The sequence below is a fragment of the Microbacterium sp. genome (assembly GCF_035277845.1).
In the GTDB taxonomy this organism is placed as follows: domain Bacteria; phylum Actinomycetota; class Actinomycetes; order Actinomycetales; family Microbacteriaceae; genus Microbacterium.
The window spans coordinates 1-14,704 of sequence record NZ_DATEJS010000306.1; the positions used below are offsets into that span (position 1 = coordinate 1).

A 14,704-nucleotide genomic window follows, 5' to 3' on the forward strand; every position below is an offset into this window, starting at 1 on the left:
GCCGCCGCGCACGGCCCTCATCCGGGTGTGGGTGCGCAGCCACTTCACGCTGCCGCCCGGGCCGGCGCCGCGCTGGCCGGCGGCCCTGCAGGCGGCCCTGTCCATGTTCCTGCCTGTGGCGCTGTTCACCGCGCTCGGCCGCCCCGAGGTCGGTCTGCTCGGAGCCGGCGGTGCGTTCACCGCGATCTATCTCGCGTGGCTTCCGCCGGCGCAGCGCGTCCGGCTGCTGCCCGTCGTCGGCATCGCGCTCATCGCGGCGGCCGTCGCCGGTGCCACTGCGGCGCCCGTGCCCATCGTCGCGGCGATCGGCCTCGTGCTCGTCGCCGTCGCCGCCGCAGCGCTGCACTACGGCTACGGCCTCGGGCCGCCCGGTCCGGTCTTCTTCGTGCTGGTCTACGGGCTCGCCACGCGCGTGACCGCGGTGGTCGACGGCCGTCGCGTCGTCGACCCGTTCGTGTTCGTCGGCGCCGTCGCGACCGGGGCGGCGATCGCCTACGCCATCGTGGTGGTCGCGTTCCTGATCACGCGCGCACGGCACGGCGATCCCGGTCCGGTGCGGCACCCGTTGCCGCGAACCCCGCGCCTCGACGGAGACGCGCGCGCCCTGCTGGTGCGGGTGGCGCTCGTCGCGGTCGTCGGCACGGTGCTCAGCATGCTGGTGGTCGACCCCGCGCGCGCGTACTGGACGGTGAGTGCGGGGCTTGCGGTCATCGGGATCAACGCCGGCCGCCGCGTCGCGTTCATCCGCGGCAGTCAGCGGCTGGTCGGCACGCTCGTGGGCGCCGGCCTGTTCGCGGCGATCGCGTTCATCCCGATCCCGGTCTGGCTGCTGCCCTTCGTGCTCGCCGCCCTGCAGTTCGTGATCGAGCTCTTCGTGGTGCGCAACTACGCACTCGCGCTCGTCTTCATCACCCCGCTCGTGCTCACGATCATCTCCGCGGCCGCCGCGGCGAGCGGGGCCGCCACCGGGCCGCTGATCCTCGAGCGGATCGTCGACACCCTCGTCGGCGCCGCGCTCGGCGCCGCGTCAGGCATCGTGCACCCTCGTCACGACGCGTCGCGCTAGCGTCAGGCGCGGCGGTGCGCGGCGACCACCGGGCATTCGAACGGGTCGCGGGCGGCGAGCCCGACGCGGTTGAGGTAGGCGATGACGATGCCGTACGACCGCCACATCGTCGTCTCGGTGTACGGGACGTCCAGGGTGCGGCACTGCTCCATGACGATCCGGCGGGCGCGGGACAGATGCGGGCGGGGCATGTTCGGGAAGAGGTGATGCTCGATCTGGTAGTTGAGGCCGCCCATCAGCCAGGTCGCCCACCAGCCGCCGCGGATGTTGCGCGACGTGCGCACCTGCTTGCTGAAGAAGTCGAGCCGGGCATCGTGGGAGATGACGGGCATCCCCTTGTGATTGGGGGCGAACGAGGCGCCCATGTAGATGCCGAAGACGGCCAGCTGAACGCCCACGAACGCGAACGCCATTCCGACCGGCAGGAAGACGAACACCGGCGTCATGAAGACCGCGAACCGCAGGGCGATCAGCCCGATCTCGGTCCAGCGGCCCTTCACGCGGTCGCGCGCGAAGAGGTGACGGAACGCGTGGACATGCAGATTGACGCCCTCGAAGGTGAGGAGCGGGAAGAACAGCCAGCCCTGCCGGCGGGTGATGCGCCGGCGAAGGCCCCGGGCCGCGGCGGCATCCTCATCGAGGAACGAGATGGTGTCGACCTCGATGTCCGGGTCCTTGCCGACCCGATTCGGGTTCGCATGGTGCCGGGTGTGCTTCGTCGTCCACCAGGAATAGCTCATGCCGACCACTCCGTTGACGAGCAGCCGGGCGAGCCGGTCGTTCGCCGGTCCCGAGGTGAGGATCTGCCGGTGCGCCGCCTCATGCCCGAGGAACGCGACCTGGGTGAGGAGGATGCCGAGAGCGCCGGCCATGAGCAGCTGGAACCAGCTCTCGCCGAACAGCACGAACCCGGTGATGCAGCCTCCGAAGCCGAGGGCGATGACCGCCGCGACGGCCCCGTAGAACCACGGCGCACGACGCAGCAGACCGCTCTCCCGGACGGTCTGCGCGACGTCCGTGAAGGCGCGGGTCAGGTTCGGGAACTCGGCGGTTCCGGCGTAGGTCCGACGGACGGGACCGAGAGTGGACTCGGGAGCGATGGAAGTGATGGCAGCACCTGCCCCTTCGGTTGGACTTGAGGTCCGTGAAGCCAAAGGCGGGCGCCGATCGCTTCGATCAGACTACGTCGGCGCAGACCCCCGCGACGGAATGCCGGGCGATCGCACAGCGGATCGGCAGGGCAGTGGCAGTCCCGGCCGTTCGGGTCACAGCTCCGGGTCGTACTGGAAGGCGCGCACCTCCTGCGCGCAGCGGCACGCCTCCGCGATCTTCGCCGCCCACCTCAGCGCCTCGTCGCGCGACGGCACGTCGATCACCATCATCCCGCCGTCGAGCTCGGTGCTCTGCGGGTAGGTGGTGTCGGTGACGGTGCCGTCCGCGGCGACCTGAACCGGCTCGACGTCTTCGTCGATGCCGCCGGTGAAGACGTAGATGCCGGCATCCTGGATCTGCCGCACGACCGCATGCGCGGCGGATGCCACCGCCGGCAGCTCCGCCGGCGACACCTGCATCGCGGCGCTGGGGAATGAGATCAGATACCGCGTCATCGCACGACTCCCTCGTCTCGGCGGACCGGTCGCACCGCCACGGTGGGGAGCCTACGCCGCCGTGGAGCCGGGCGGGGCGGATGTCGCGGGGCGCTCCGATCTCGCGCGATAAGCTGGCGCGGCCGGCATCGTCGCCGCTGCACCGCTGCGGTGAGACGAGCCGGTGGCCGTCGCGTCACCCTTCGACGGCGGCCGTCGCCGAGTTCGAGCGGGGTCGTGATCCGGCACCCGCCCAGCGCCTGGAGGTCACCACCCGATGAAAGCCCTGCTCAAGGCCGCGCCCGGCGCGGGATTCGAATGGACCGACCGGCCCGAGCCGGAGGCGGGGCCCGGCGACGTGAAGATCCGCGTGCTGCGCACCGGCATCTGCGGCACCGACCTGCACATCCTGGGGTGGGACGACTGGGCGGCATCCACGATCCGCACCCCGCTCATCCCCGGCCACGAGTTCTGCGGCGAGGTCGTCGAGGTGGGCGAGCTGGTGCACGACATCGCGGTCGGCGACCTCGTCTCGGGCGAAGGCCACATCGTCTGCGGCATGTGCCGCAACTGCCGCGCCGGCCGCCGGCAGATGTGCATCCGCACGATCGGCGTGGGCCTGCACCGCGACGGCGCGTTCGCGGAGTACATCGTCATCCCGGGCGAGAACGTGTGGGTGCACCACACCCCGATCGACCCGGACCTCGCGGCGATCTTCGACCCGCTCGGCAACGCCGTGCACACCGCGCTGGCGTTCTCGGTCGTGGGCGAGGACGTGCTGGTCACCGGATGCGGCCCGATCGGCCTCATGACGATCGCCGTCGCCCGGCACGCCGGTGCCCGATTCATCGTCGCCACGGACGTCAGCCCGGCCCGCCTCGAACTGGCGATGGGCATGGGCGCGGATGCCGTCGTCGACGTCACCCGCGAATCGATCGCCGACGTGCAGCACGTGCTCGGCATGCGGGAGGGCTTCGACGTCGGCCTGGAGATGAGCGGCTCGCCGTCGGCGCTGCCGTCGATGATCGAGAACATGACCCACGGTGCCCGCATCGCGCTGCTCGGCCTTCCGAGCGACCCGTTCGCGATCGACTGGAGCAAGGTCGTCACGCACATGCTGACCCTCAAGGGCATCTACGGGCGCGAGATGTTCGAGACCTGGAACTCGATGAGCGCCATGATGCAGACGAGCCCCACTCTGCGGGACCGGATCGCGTCGACGATCTCCGACCGCTACCCGGCCCGGGAATGGGAGACCGGGTTCGCCGCGGCGAAGTCCGGCGGCGTCGGCAAGGTCATCCTGGACTGGACCCAGGTCTGAGGCGGAGCCGGGCACGAGGATCGAGGAGCAGCACATGTACGGAACGATGCGCGCCCAGCTGCGCGACGAGCTCGACGCGATCGAGCAGGCGGGACTGACCAAGCGCGAGCGCGGCATCGGCGGTCCCCAGTCCACCGAGGTCGCGGTGGGCGCGGAGGACGCCCTGAACTTCTGCGCGAACAACTACCTGGGGCTCGCCGACGACCCGCGCATCGTCGCGGCCGCCCACGCCGGGCTCGACGCCTGGGGCTACGGGATGGCGAGCGTGCGCTTCATCTGCGGCACGCAGGAGCAGCACCTCGACCTCGAGCGCAAGCTCGCCGGCTTCCTCGGCTACGACGACGCGATCCTGTTCTCCTCGTGCTTCGACGCCAACGGCGGGGTGTTCGAGGTGCTGTTCGGCGCCGACGACGCGATCATCTCCGACGAGCTGAACCACGCCTCGATCATCGACGGCATCCGCCTGTCCAAGGCCCGCCGTCTGCGGTACCGCAACCGCGACATGGCCGACCTCGAGCAGCAGTTGCAGTCGGCGGCGGACGCCCGGCGCCGGGTGATCGTCACCGACGGCGTCTTCTCGATGGACGGCTACTTCGCGCCGCTGCGCGAGATCTGCGATCTGGCCGACCGGTACGACGCCCTCGTCTTCGTCGACGACTCGCATGCCGTCGGATTCGTGGGGGCGGACGGCCGCGGCACTCCGGAGCGCTGCGGCGTCGAGGGCCGCGTCGACATCACCACCGGCACCTTCGGCAAGGCGCTCGGCGGGGCATCCGGCGGGTACGTCGCCGCGCACCAGGAGATCGTCGACCTGCTCCGCCAGCGTGCCCGGCCGTACCTCTTCTCGAACTCGCTCGCCCCGTCGATCGTCAGCGCCACGATGACCGCCCTCGACCTCGTGGCGCAGTCCGGCGAGCTGCGCGAGCGCCTCGAACACAACGCGTCCACATTCCGCGCCGCGATGACGGATGCCGGCTTCGATCTGCTGCCCGGCGAGCACCCCATCATCCCGGTGATGTTCGGCGACGAGGTGCTGACCGTGCGGATCGCGGAGGGGCTGCGCGAGCGCGGGGTGTTCGTGACGCCGTTCTCGTACCCCGTCGTGCCGAAGGGGCGCGCCCGCATCCGCGTGCAGCTGTCCGCCGGGCACACCGACGAGCAGATCGCCCGATGCGTCGCCGCGTTCTCCGAGGCGCGCGACGCGGCGACGGCCGGCGGCGCGCCGGAATAGCAGCCCCCGCACGCGGCGTTTCCCCGTGCATGACGCCCACCACGGATGCCCCGGTCGCCGTCCGCTCGACGACGGTCCCGGCGGTCCCGGCGGTCCCGGCGGCGCCGGGGGAGGGTGGCGCGCTCGAGTCGCTGCTGGCCGCCGTCGAGGTGCGGCTGCGACAGCAGGTGCGCGTCGCCGTGGCACCGGGCGAGGTGCTCGAGCTCGACCGCGACGCCCTCTCGCTCGTCTACGTGATCGACGGAGCCGCCGACCTGCGGGGGCGCGGCGCGGGGCAGCGGTTGAGCGCCGGTGACGCGCTGCTGGCCTCCGGCCGTGCGGCGGCGTCGCTGCGGGCGAGTGGGCCGGTGCGGATGCTGGTGTCCACCCTCACCCTCGCGGAGCGAGCGGCCCACGTCGCCGCGGTGCTGCCCGACACGGCGATCGTGCGGGACTTCGATCGGCACGAGCCAGCGGCCGCGTCGCTGGCCGCCCAGCTCGGCACCGACCCGGCGAGCGTCGGCGGGCAGTCGTCCGCGCAGCTCGGCGACACGGTCATCTGCCGGATGATGGCCGGCACGGTGCTGCTCTCGGTGATCCGGGCGTGGGCCGCGCACGGCTGCGCGCCCGCGGGGTGGCCGTCGCGGTCGAACGACCCGTACCTCGACCGGGTCGTGGAGGCGATCCACGCCGCCCCCGGCCGGGACTGGAGCGTGGCCGGCTTGGCCGGTGTCGGGGCGATGTCGCGCACGGTGTTCGCGGAGCGCTTCCGCGCGGCTTTCGGGGCGTCGCCCGCGAGCTACGTCACGGAGGTGCGCATCCGTGCCGCCCAGGACCTCCTGTCGCGCGGCTGCGGCGTGAGCGAGGTGTCGCGCGCGCTCGGGTACGGCTCGGACGAGGGCTTCAGCCGCGCGTTCCGCCGCCGGACCGGGCAGACGCCGTCCGCCTGGCGCGCCGCGCACGCCGCCTGACCCGGGAAGCTCAGGGCGTGGGGCGGCTCGTCGCCGACTGCGCACCGACGCGTCCGGCGAGGCCGAACAGCACCGCGCCGACGACGAGCGCGATCGCACCGATCACGTACACCTGAGCGATGCCGAGGCCGTCGACGAGGATGCCGCCGAGCCCGGCGGCGGTCATGATCGCCGCCTGGAACCCCATCACCACGAGGCTCCCGCCGGCCTCGAGGCGGTCGGGCATCCGGTGCCCGATCCACGTGTTCACGATCAGCAGCCACGACGCGAAGAACACGCCCCACACGAACGCGACCACGGCGATCGCGCCCGACGATCCGGAGGCCGCGATCATGAGCACCACCGCCGCGGCGATCACGAGCGGCGTGACGACCGCGAGGAGCCGGTAGCGGCGGTCGACGATCAGCCCGATCAGGATGTTGCCGAGGAACCCCCCGATGCCGAACAGGGCGAGGAGCAGGATGATCGTCCCCTCGTCGACGGCGGTGCCGCCGGCATCCTGCACACGTTGCAGCGCCAGCCGGATGTAGGTGTAGGCGAGGAAGTGCCCGAGCACGATGAGCACGTGCCCGACGATGCCGAGGCCGACGCCCGGGCGGCGGAAGGTCGAGATCAGGGTGGACAGCCTCGCCGCGCCCTCGGCGGGAACGCTCGGGAGCACGAACCGCAGGGCCACGGCCAGCACGGCGCTCGCGGCCGCCGCGATGCCGAACACGCCGCGCCAGTCGACCGCCTGGCTCAGCAGCACGCCGACCGGGACGCCGGCGACGGTGGCGAGCGAGGTGCCCGCCGAGGTGAACATCATCGCCCGGCCCAGGCGCTCCGGGCCGGCGATTCCCGCGGCGACGGTGACCGACATCGACCAGAACCCGGACAGCGCCGCCCCGAGCAGCACGCGCGCGATGAGCAGCACGGGCAGGCTCGGCGCGATCGCGACGATCGCGTTGGATGCCATGGCGCCGACCGCCATCCAGACGACGAGCGTCCGGCGATCCAGGCGCGGCAGCATCAGCCCGATCGTCGGGGCCACGACGAGCCCGGCGAGCGCCGTGACCGTGACCATCTGGCCGGCCTGGCCCGGCGTCACCCCGATCTCGGCCGCGATGTCGGTGAGCAGGCCGCCCGGAAGGAACTCGGCGGTGACGAGCAGGAAGCTCGTCGCCATCATCGTCAGCAGGGCGCCGTACGCCGTGCGCTGCGGGCGGACGTCGACGACGGTCGGGACGGGCGCGGTGGTGGTCATGATCCAAGTCAACAGTGTCGGGGCGGGCGGCCATCCGACGAGATGTCGGGGCGATCCCACCGATCGTCCGGGATCAGACGCCCGCGGGCCGGTCGCTGCCGTCGCGTGAGTGCGACCGCCCGTGCGGAGCGTCGTCGGGCTTCGTCAGCGCCACGCGCGAGTCCTCCCGGGTGAAGGGTGACGGCTCCGCCCCGGGATGCCGCCGCGTCTGCACGACGAACAGCACGACTCCGAGTGCGACGGCCGCGAACGACGCCCAGACGTTGGCCGGGATGCCGAGGAAGCTGATGCTCGACGGGTCGATGCGGATCGACTCCAGGTAGCTGCGACCGGAGCCGTACCAGACGAGGTACAGCGCCAGCATCCTGCCCCACTGCAGCGTGAACCGGCGCTCGAGGTACAGCAGTACGGCGAACCCGAGCAGGTTCCAGATGATCTCGTAGAGGAAGAGCGGCTGGAACAGGGTGCCGGCCGGCATCCCGGGCGGGAACTTCGGGTTCGTGGACTCGATCTGCAGACCCCACGGCAGGGTCGTCGGCAGGCCGAACAGCTCGTGGTTGAAGTAGTTGCCGAGCCGGCCGAGCGACTGGGCGACCAGCAGCGCCGGAGCGAGGGCGTCGGCGAGGCTCCAGAACCGCACGCCGGCGCGGCGGCAGGCGATGAGGATGCCGACCGTGCCGCCGATCAGCGAACCGTAGAGGGCGTTGCCGCCGTCCCAGATCGCGAACACGTTCCACAGGTTGTCACCGGGGGCGAAGTAGTCGCCCACGTGCGTGAACACGTGGTAGAAGCGTGCGCAGACGATGCCGAGCGGCACCGACCACAGCGCGATGTCGACCGCGAAACCCCGCTCGATGCCGCGGCGCTGGAGCCGGCTGCCCAGGATGAGCACCGCTGCGACGATGCCCGCGATGATGCACAGTGCGTACGTGTGGATCGTCACCGGACCGATCTGGAACTGAGCCCACTGCGGAGGAGGGCTCGGGATGCTCGTTCTCACTCGTCACCTTTCGGGCGCCGTCTGCGCCTCAGTCAGGCTAGGGGAGCGATCCACAGCGGCGGCTGAGAGTGCGCGGCGCGCGCGCCGGTCAGTCATCTGCGGGGTCGCCGATCGCGCCGATCGCGGCATCCGCCTCGGCGACGATCGACTGCATCGCCCGCTCGGCTCCCGGCCCGTCGCCGGAGGCGATGCAGGCGGCGACCTCCTGGTGCAGGCGCAGGGCCAGAGGTTCGGCCTGATGCGGCATGAGCGCGTGCCGCGTGCGGCCGCGCAGCACCTCCTCGACGACCCCCGCGAGTCCGTCGAGCAGGGGGTTGCCGGATGCCGCCAGCAGGGTGCTGTGGAACGCGATGTCGTGACGGAGGTACGGCTCGTCGTCGGCATCCCGTGCGGTCTGCACCATGCCCATGACCGCCTGTACGAGCGCGGCGCGCTGCGCGCTGGACGCGTTCTCGGCGGCGAGACGGGCGGCGAGCGGTTCGACGGCCGACCGCAGCTGCCCGAGGCTGTGCAGGAATGCGATGCGCTGCGGGCTCTCCAGGCGCCATCGGATGAGGCGGGGGGAGTAGGAGTCCCAGCGGGACGCCGGCAGCACTTCGACACCCGCCTTGCGCCGCACCTCCACGAGGCCCATCGACTCGAGCACGCGCACGACCTCGCGCACCGCGGACCGCGAGACTCCGAAGCGCGCTGCCAGGTCGGCGCTGAGCACGCGGGCGCCCGGGGCGAGTCGGCCGCACACGATGTCCCCGCCGAGCGCCTCGAGGATCTGCTCGTGCAGAGCCGACTGAGCCCCCGACTGGATGTCCCCCACCCTCCGATTATCCGCCGAAACGCGCCTCGGATATAGCCCGGCATAAAAACGATGGGTTGCAATATGTCCTACATAATGTACGATTGCGTCATCCCACCCGCCTGACCGAGGAAGATCATGGCCCTATCGACGCAGACGTCTGCTCTGGCATCCCTGTTCGCCGCCGCTGACCCGGCGACCCCTCCGACCACCACCGCACCCGAGTGGCAGCTCGTCACCGCGGCCCTCATCGGCATCGCGTGCATCGTGCTGCTCATCACCTGGGCGAAGCTGCACCCGTTCCTGTCGCTGCTCATCGGCTCGCTCGTCACCGGCCTGCTCGCCGGCATGTCCGCGACGCAGACGATCCTGAGCTTCACCACGGGCTTCGGCAACACGATGGGCAGCGTCGGCGTGCTGATCGCGCTCGGCGCCGTCTACGGCAAGCTTCTCGCCGACTCCGGCGGAGCGGACCGCATCGTCGACGCCCTCGTCTCGCGGGCGAGCGTGCGCGCCCTGCCGTGGATCATGGCGCTGGTCGGCGCGCTCATCGGCCTGCCGATGTTCTTCGAGGTCGGCCTCGTGCTGCTCGTGCCGGTCATCATCCTGGTCGCCCGCCGCTCCGGCCTGCCGCTCATCCGGGTCGCGATCCCCACGCTCGCGGGCCTGTCGGCGATGCACGGATTCGTGCCGCCGCACCCCGGCCCGCTCGCCGCGATCGGCCTGCTGCACGCGAACATCGGCATCACCCTGCTCTTCGGCGTGATCGTCGCGATCCCGGCCGTCATCATCTCGGGTCCGCTCTTCAGCCGCCTCGCCGCCCGCTGGGTCACCGTGCCGATCCCGGAGCTGTTCGTCACCGACGAGGACCGCGGCGTCGACACGTCCGACAAGAAGCGCCCGGCATTCGGCGTGGCCCTCTTCAGCATCCTGCTGCCGGCCGCCCTCATGCTGATCGCCGCGATCGTCAACATCGTGATCCCCGGCGGCACGAGCCCCGTCCAGGTCGTGCTCGACTTCCTCGGCACGCCGTCCATCGCCCTGCTCGTCGCGGTCGTCGTGGGCATGTTCCTGCTCGGACGCGGCGGCGGGATGCCGAAGGCGAAGGTCATGGAGTCGGTGACCACCTCGCTGCCGCCCATCGCCGGCATCCTCCTCATCGTCGGCGCCGGCGGCGGGTTCAAGCAGGTGCTCGTCGACTCCACCATCGGGTCGGTCATCGCGAACGTGATCTCGGGCTTCGGCGGGTCGCTCGCGATCGTGCTGCTGCTCGCCTGGGTCGTCGCCGTGCTGATCCGCGTCGCGACGGGATCCGCCACGGTCGCGACGATCACCGCGGCCGGCATCCTGGAGCCGCTCATCACGTCGATGCACATGTCGACGGGTGCCGCCTCTCTGCTGGTGCTCGCCATCGGCGCCGGATCGCTGTTCCTCTCGCACGTCAACGACGCGGGATTCTGGCTCATCAAGGAGTACTTCGGGCTCTCCATCGGCCAGACTCTGAAATCCTGGTCGGTGATGGAATGCGTCATCTCGGTCGTCGGCATCCTCAGCGTGCTCGCCCTGAGCCCGTTGGTGGCGTGACGGAGCCATGGCCATGCACACGCACGAAGCCGGCGGCTCGCCCTCGGTCATCGTCGTGATGGGCGTGTCCGGCAGCGGAAAATCCACCGTTGCCGGACTGCTCGCCCAGCGCCTCGGCTGGGAGCTGCAGGAAGGCGACGACCTGCATCCGCGGGCCAACGTCGAGAAGATGGCCGCCGGCCACCCGCTCACCGACGAGGACCGCTGGCCGTGGCTCGGCCTCATCGCCGACTGGATCGACGTGCACCTCGCCGAGGGCACCGGCGGGGTCATCACCTGCTCCGCGCTGAAGCGCCGCTACCGCGATGTGCTCGCCCGGCCCGGCGTCGCGTTCGCGCACATCTCCGGCGCGCGCGACGTCGTCTCGGGACGCCTGGGCGGTCGCGAAGGGCACTTCATGCCGGCGTCGCTGCTGGGCTCCCAGTACGAGGCGCTCGAGCCGCTGCAGCCCGACGAGACCGGCGTGGTCATCGACGCGAACCAGCCGCCGGAGGCCGAGGCCGACGAGATCCTCGCCGCGCTGTTCGGCGACTGACGCGGGCTGTCGATCGGCGCGGCGCACGATCGTCATCAGGACGAGCGGCATCCCTCATCGCCGCGTCGAACGAGGAGTCATCATGACCATGCCCATCATCACCGGTGTCCGCACCGTCAGCATCCCGGTGGACGACCAGGACGCGGCCCTCGCGTTCTACACGGAGTCGCTGGGGTTCGCGGTGCTGCGCGACCTGCCCACCCCGACCGGGCGGTGGATCGAGCTGTCGCCTGCGGAGGGCGGCGTCATCCTCACCCTCGAACCCGCCGCCGCCGGCATCCTCCGCGGTGCGATCGGCATCCGGTTCACGACCGAGGACGCGGATGCCGCGCACACGGCGCTCGCCGCGCGCGGCGTCGCGGTCGACGAGATCCTGCGCTGGCCGGGCGTCCCGCCGATGTTCGCGTTCCGCGACCCCGACGGCAACGCGTTCTCGATCTCCGAAGCCGCCACAATGGACGAATGACCGCAATCGCCGACGCCCGCCTGCTGCCCGCACCCGGGCTGGTGATCCGGCAGACAGCCGCCCTTCCGCCCCAGGACGACCTCGACGCCTCGGTCGACCTGCTGCGCGGCGTGGCATCCGGATCGATCCCGGAGCAGCGCGTCGTGCGCCTGCTGGCCCCGGCGCCCACCGTCGCGATGAGCCGGCGCGAGAGCCGCATGCCGGGTTATGCGGATGCCCGGGCTGCGGCCCTGCGCCACGGGTTCACGCCCGCGATCCGCCCCACCGGCGGGCGTGCGGTCGCGTATGACGAGTCGTGCCTGGTCTTCGACGTGATCAGCCGCGAGGATGCCGACCTCGATCCGACGCACTTCTTCGCGCGCGCCGGCAACACGATCGTGGATGCGCTGTGCGAACTCGGGCTCGATGCGCGGCTCGGCGAGGTGGCGGGGGAGTACTGCCCCGGCGAATTCAGCATCAACGCGCGGGGCGTGGTGAAGCTCATCGGCACGTCTCAGCGGGCCGTGCGCGGAGCGCGGCTGCTCAGCGGGATGCTGGCCTTCGGCCCGGTGGACCGGTTCGTGGCGGTGCTCACCGAGGTGAACGCGGCGCTCGGCCTGGACTGGGATCCGGCGACGTTCGGCACCATGGACACCGAGGACCCGAGCCTCGGCCGGGACTCCGTCGAGGCGGCCCTTGCCGCCGCGTTCGTCAGCTGAGTGCGTCGATCTGCTGCTCGGTGAGCGCGATCGACCGCTCGGTGTACCCGACGAGGAAGGCGAGCTCTTCGGTCGACAGCGACTCGTGCAATGCGCGGAACGCGTCGCCGATGCCCTGATAGACGTTCGGGCCGGCCATGATCGCGGTGAGGTCGGCGGCCACGAGCACGCGGCGGCGGTCGGCGGCATCCGCTTCGCGTGTGGCGAGCCCGTGCTTCACGAGCCGGTCGACGACGCCGGTGACCGCCCCTGAGGTGAGGGAGAGCGCCGTGCCGAGCTGCCCGGCCGTCTGCGGGCCGCCGCGCATCAGCACGTCGAGCGCCTTCATGTCGGTGACGCCCAGGCCGTAGCTCGCTGCCGCCTTCTGCTGGAACAGCGCCGTCACCGTCGCCGACTGCGCGCCGAGGTCGGCGAGCCGCACGATCAGTTCGTCGCGATCCGACATGGATTGCCTCTTCCATTTTGCTTAGTGAATAAGTATCTTAGTAACTAAGGTAATTCGGTTCAGAAAGGGAACGACATGTCCACCACCAGAACCACGGATGACGTGACATCCGTGCTCACCCCTCGCCTCACGACCTCGGCCGACGGAACGCCGATCGAGTACTTCAGCATCGGGACCGGCCCCGGCATCGTGATCGTACACGGCACCATGCAATCGGCCGCGAGCCAGAGCGAGCTCGCGGGTCTGCTCGCGGACGGGTTCGCCGTGCACCTCGTGAACCGCCGCGGCCGCGGTCGCAGCGGCGCGTACCCGGCACTCGCGGAGTACGACCCGGCGATCGAGGTCGACGACATCGACGCCGTCGTGCGTGCGACCGGCTCGGTCGCGGCGCTCGGGATCAGCTCGGGCGGCATCCTCGTGGCCGACCTCGGCCTGCGCCGGCCGGAGCTCACACTCGCCCTGTTCGAGCCCGCGCTCGTCGCGGACGGATCGCTCGACCTCGACGGATTCCTCGCCCGATTCGAGCCCGAGGTCGAGCGCGGGGACGTGCCGGCGTACATGGTCACGGCCCTTCTCGGCACGCAGATGGGGCCGGGATTCCTGCGGCTCTTCCCGCGCCGGATGCTGGAGTCGAGCACCCGCAGCATGCTCGCCAAGGCCGCGGGCCCCCTGCCCGCGGGCGGTGCGACCATGGCCGAGCTGGCCGCGAATGTGCCGTACGACATGCGGATCGTCGCATCCCGTGCCGACCGGATCGACGAGTATGCGGCGCTCGCCGGCCGCGTGCTGCTGATCACGGCCGCGAAGTCGCCCGCCTACCTGCGTCACGCGGTGGCGCGGCTCGCGGAGCTGCTGCCGGATGCCCCGGTCGCGGTCGTCGAGCGCGCCGGCCACTCGGCGACGCAGAACCGCACAGACGGCGGCCGCCCCGCGGATGTGGCTGAGGCGATCCGCCGCGGGCTCGGCGCGTGAGGCGGACGGATGCCGGTGGCTCAGGCGAACGCCGGCATCCGTTCCCGGTCACGGCGAGCACGTAGGATCCGAGCATGCCCGCCTACTTCGAGCGCATCGGCGCGTCCTCGTTCCACGCCACCTCCGCGGTCGAGGGCGCCTGGAGCACCGAGGAGCAGCACATCGCCCCGGCGCTCGGGCTGATCACCCACGTGATCGAGCAGGACCATCACGCGCGCCGCGGCAGCGACTTGCAGCTCGGCCGCCTGTCGTTCGACATCCTCGGCACGATGCTCATCGAGCGCGTCGACCTCGAGGTGCGCGTGCTGCGCCCGGGGCGCACCATCGAGCTGGTCGAGGCGGTGCTCAGTCACGGCGGCCGACCGGCGGTGATCGCCCGCGCCTGGCTCATGCAGGTGGCCGACACGACAGAACTGGCGGGCAGTTCCCTGCCCGCCATGCCCGACCGCGACAGCCTGGAGCCCTGGTCGGCGGGGGAGCTGTGGCCCGGGCGATTCGTGCGCACCGTGGACATCCGCCGCAGACAGGACGAGCCGGGTCGCGCCTGGAGCTGGCTGAATCCGCGCATCCCGCTGCTGGAGGGCGAGCCGGTGAGCCCCACCGCCCGCCTGCTGGGGCTCGTCGACATCGCGAACGGCCTGACGCCCCGCATGGCGCCGACCGAGGTGGCGTTCCCCAACGTCGACCTCACCTGCCACCTCGTCGCCCAGCCGCAGGGGGAGTGGATCGGGTTCGACACCACGGTCACCGTCGGCCCCGCCGGCCTCGGCCTGACCGACACGGTGCTGCACGACGAGCGCGGCCCCATCGGCAC

The 14,704-nt window shown here is 71.4% G+C and carries 16 protein-coding genes; 10 read left to right on the plus strand and 6 right to left on the minus strand.

The window, feature by feature from the left end:
- On the plus strand, positions 1–1,066 hold a 1,066-nt coding region (locus VJR25_RS13410; RefSeq protein WP_324115823.1), incomplete at its 5' end, for an FUSC family protein.
- A gap of 2 nt (positions 1,067–1,068) precedes the next feature.
- On the opposite strand, the gene VJR25_RS13415 is transcribed toward VJR25_RS13410, so the two are convergent.
- Both VJR25_RS13415 and VJR25_RS13420 read right to left on the minus strand, forming a co-directional pair.
- Positions 1,069–2,175 (minus strand): acyl-CoA desaturase, encoded by a 1,107-nt coding sequence (locus VJR25_RS13415; RefSeq protein ID WP_324115853.1) that lies wholly within the window; start codon positions 2,173–2,175, stop codon positions 1,069–1,071.
- Positions 2,176–2,331: 156 nt separating this feature from the next.
- A complete protein-coding gene (locus VJR25_RS13420) occupies positions 2,332–2,673 on the minus strand; it encodes a transcription initiation protein (RefSeq protein ID WP_324115825.1) in 342 nt (113 codons plus the stop codon).
- A 256-nt stretch (positions 2,674–2,929) separates the two neighbouring features.
- Between VJR25_RS13420 and tdh the strand changes: the two genes are divergently transcribed.
- Genes tdh through VJR25_RS13435 form a run of 3 tightly spaced genes read left to right on the plus strand, consistent with a single transcriptional unit; the run spans position 2,930 to position 6,154 of the window.
- Complete coding sequence (tdh, locus tag VJR25_RS13425) at positions 2,930–3,973, plus strand: L-threonine 3-dehydrogenase (protein WP_324115827.1); 1,044 nt, start codon at positions 2,930–2,932, stop codon at positions 3,971–3,973.
- Between the two features lie 34 nt (positions 3,974–4,007).
- Positions 4,008–5,204 (plus strand): glycine C-acetyltransferase, encoded by a 1,197-nt coding sequence (locus VJR25_RS13430; protein WP_324115829.1) that lies wholly within the window; start codon positions 4,008–4,010, stop codon positions 5,202–5,204.
- Positions 5,205–5,233: 29 nt separating this feature from the next.
- The gene (locus VJR25_RS13435) at positions 5,234–6,154 is read left to right on the plus strand and encodes an AraC family transcriptional regulator (RefSeq protein ID WP_324115831.1); all 921 of its coding nucleotides are present in this window, start codon (positions 5,234–5,236) and stop codon (positions 6,152–6,154) included.
- Positions 6,155–6,164: 10 nt separating this feature from the next.
- Here VJR25_RS13435 and VJR25_RS13440 read toward each other — a convergent pair whose 3' ends face one another.
- The 3 genes from VJR25_RS13440 to VJR25_RS13450 all read right to left on the minus strand — a co-directional run bounded on the left by VJR25_RS13440 (position 6,165) and on the right by VJR25_RS13450 (position 9,211).
- Positions 6,165–7,397, minus strand: a complete 1,233-nt coding sequence (locus VJR25_RS13440) for an MFS transporter (protein ID WP_324115833.1) — start codon at positions 7,395–7,397, stop codon at positions 6,165–6,167.
- 73 nt (positions 7,398–7,470) lie between these two features.
- Entirely contained in the window at positions 7,471–8,397 is a 927-nt protein-coding gene (gene lgt, locus VJR25_RS13445) for a prolipoprotein diacylglyceryl transferase (RefSeq protein WP_324115835.1), read from the minus strand.
- Between the two features lie 88 nt (positions 8,398–8,485).
- Positions 8,486–9,211 carry a FadR/GntR family transcriptional regulator gene (locus tag VJR25_RS13450; protein ID WP_324115837.1) on the minus strand — a complete coding sequence of 242 codons (726 nt, stop codon included), beginning with the start codon at positions 9,209–9,211 and terminating at the stop codon, positions 8,486–8,488.
- 117 nt (positions 9,212–9,328) lie between these two features.
- Here VJR25_RS13450 and VJR25_RS13455 point away from each other — a divergent pair, with 117 nt between their 5' ends.
- From VJR25_RS13455 to VJR25_RS13470, 4 genes are all read left to right on the plus strand, one after another.
- On the plus strand, positions 9,329–10,774 hold the full coding sequence (locus VJR25_RS13455; RefSeq protein ID WP_324115839.1) for a gluconate:H+ symporter: 1,446 nt from the start codon (positions 9,329–9,331) through the stop codon (positions 10,772–10,774).
- Between the two features lie 13 nt (positions 10,775–10,787).
- Positions 10,788–11,309 (plus strand): gluconokinase, encoded by a 522-nt coding sequence (locus tag VJR25_RS13460; RefSeq protein WP_324115841.1) that lies wholly within the window; start codon positions 10,788–10,790, stop codon positions 11,307–11,309.
- 82 nt (positions 11,310–11,391) lie between these two features.
- Positions 11,392–11,775: a VOC family protein gene (locus VJR25_RS13465; protein ID WP_324115842.1), complete on the plus strand. Its 384-nt coding sequence runs from the start codon at positions 11,392–11,394 to the stop codon at positions 11,773–11,775.
- Positions 11,772–12,473, plus strand: a complete 702-nt coding sequence (locus tag VJR25_RS13470) for a lipoyl protein ligase domain-containing protein (RefSeq protein WP_324115844.1) — start codon at positions 11,772–11,774, stop codon at positions 12,471–12,473. The genes VJR25_RS13465 and VJR25_RS13470 overlap by 4 nt, the downstream gene beginning before the upstream one ends.
- Here the strand turns inward: VJR25_RS13470 and VJR25_RS13475 are convergent.
- Positions 12,466–12,918: a MarR family winged helix-turn-helix transcriptional regulator gene (locus tag VJR25_RS13475; protein WP_324115846.1), complete on the minus strand. Its 453-nt coding sequence runs from the start codon at positions 12,916–12,918 to the stop codon at positions 12,466–12,468. The genes VJR25_RS13470 and VJR25_RS13475 overlap by 8 nt on opposite strands.
- A gap of 75 nt (positions 12,919–12,993) precedes the next feature.
- Here VJR25_RS13475 and VJR25_RS13480 point away from each other — a divergent pair, with 75 nt between their 5' ends.
- Positions 12,994–13,890, plus strand: a complete 897-nt coding sequence (locus VJR25_RS13480; RefSeq protein WP_324115848.1) for an alpha/beta fold hydrolase — start codon at positions 12,994–12,996, stop codon at positions 13,888–13,890.
- 74 nt (positions 13,891–13,964) lie between these two features.
- A partial coding sequence (locus tag VJR25_RS13485) for a thioesterase family protein (protein ID WP_324115850.1) occupies positions 13,965–14,704 on the plus strand: 740 nt, incomplete at its 3' end.